The organism is Streptomyces thermovulgaris (assembly GCF_002155915.1).
In the GTDB taxonomy this organism is placed as follows: Bacteria; Actinomycetota; Actinomycetes; order Streptomycetales; family Streptomycetaceae; genus Streptomyces; species Streptomyces thermovulgaris.
Map to the genome: position 1 here is coordinate 1 of NZ_MUME01000473.1, position 1511 is coordinate 1511.

At 76.9% G+C, this 1511-nt stretch carries 2 protein-coding genes; both read right to left on the minus strand.

Annotated features, from left to right (window positions below):
* A partial coding sequence (locus CCN35_RS29810) for an SLBB domain-containing protein (protein ID WP_425444329.1) occupies window positions 1-490 on the minus strand: 490 nt, incomplete at its 3' end.
* Between the two features lie 576 nt (window positions 491-1066).
* The coding region (locus tag CCN35_RS26510) for a DegV family protein (RefSeq protein WP_143631855.1) at window positions 1067-1511 on the minus strand (445 nt) is incomplete at its 5' end.

Consider the following 1511-nt stretch of genomic DNA (forward strand, 5'->3'; position numbering starts at 1 on the left):
CGGGGCGCACCCCGCCGGCCGCCCGCAGTGCGTCGGCGACCCGCGAACCGGCCGGCAGGCGGTGGATCCCGGGGCGCCGGACCTTGCCGCTGACGTCCACCACGATCTGCGCACCGGCCGAGGCGGGGCCGCCCGGGGAGGTGAACGGTGCTGCGGCCGCAGCACTCTTCGCCCCTGTTCCCTCTGCTCCCCCCGCTCCCTCCGTCTGTCCCTGACGGGGAGCCACGGCCCGCACCGGTTCGGGTGCTTGGACGGTCTGGGTGCGGCCGGTCCAGAAGTGCTGCGCGGCGAGCACCACGGCAACGGCGAGCAGCACCGTGAGGGCCACCACGTTCCTGCGCTCCAGCCCGCACCGCGTCTGCAGCCACAGCGGCATCCGCTCCCGCACCGCGTCCGCGACCCGTCGCCGCCAGGGCGGCACGGCCCCGGGACGGTCCGCACCGATGCCGGCGGCCGGTTCCGGTTCCGTGCCGGCCGGCTCCGCCGACACCGCGTCAACCGCCGTGTCCCGGCTCGGACGGTGGTGTCCGGCAGCCCCGGGCCCGGTGGCGGTGCCGGTCCAGGGGGATCCGCCCGGCGGTGCGTGGGGTCCGGCCGCCGGGTGGCCGGTCCGGTCCGGTTCCGTGTCCGGGAGGGCCCAGGACGGTCCGGGCCGACCGGGCCGGGACGGCGGCGCCTGGTGGGGGACGAAGGGCGGCGGCCCGGCGGTTTCCGGGGGAACGCTCGCCGGTTCCCCCGCCCGGGCGGCGTGTTCGGCGAGGAGGGACCGCGCACGTCGGCGCAGGTCCTCGGCCGGGTCCCGGCGGGCCGGCCGACGGCGGTGGCGGGCGCGGCCGTCCGAGGCCGGGGCACGGCCCGGACCGCTGGTCGCCGCGCGGATGTGTGAGCGTGATCGCAGTGCCATGCGAGGAGCATCGGGCACTCCGGCGCCCTCGCGATGATCTTGCTCGTTTTCCGGGGATTACCCGTCGGTTGTGGACAACTCCGTCACCCGGACGGCGGATCCGTCCGCCGTCCGGACGGCTGGTCCGTGCCGTCCGCGGACGACCGGTCCGCGCCGTCCCGGCTACTTGAGCGAGACCACGACTCCCAGCAGCCCCGGCCCGGTGTGTGCGCCGATCACCGCGCCGACCTCGCTGACGTGCAGGTCGGCCAGGTTGGGCACCCGGGCGCGCAGCCGGTCCGCGAGGGCCGACGCCCGCTCGGGGGCGGCGAGGTGGTGGACGGCGATGTCCACCTCGGCGCCGCCCGCCCGCTCGGCCACGATCTCCTCCAGCCGGGCGATCGCCTTCGAGGCGGTGCGGACCTTCTCCAGCGGTTCGATGCGGCCGTCCTGCAGCTGCAGCAGCGGTTTCACCGCGAGCGCGGAGCCGAACAGCGCCTGCGCGGCACCGATACGGCCGCCGCGGCGCAGATAGTCGAGCGTGTCGACGTAGAAGAACGCGGAGGTGCCCGCGGCACGCTTCTCCGCCGCCGCGACCGTCTCGTCCAGCGTGCCGCCGGCACCTCCG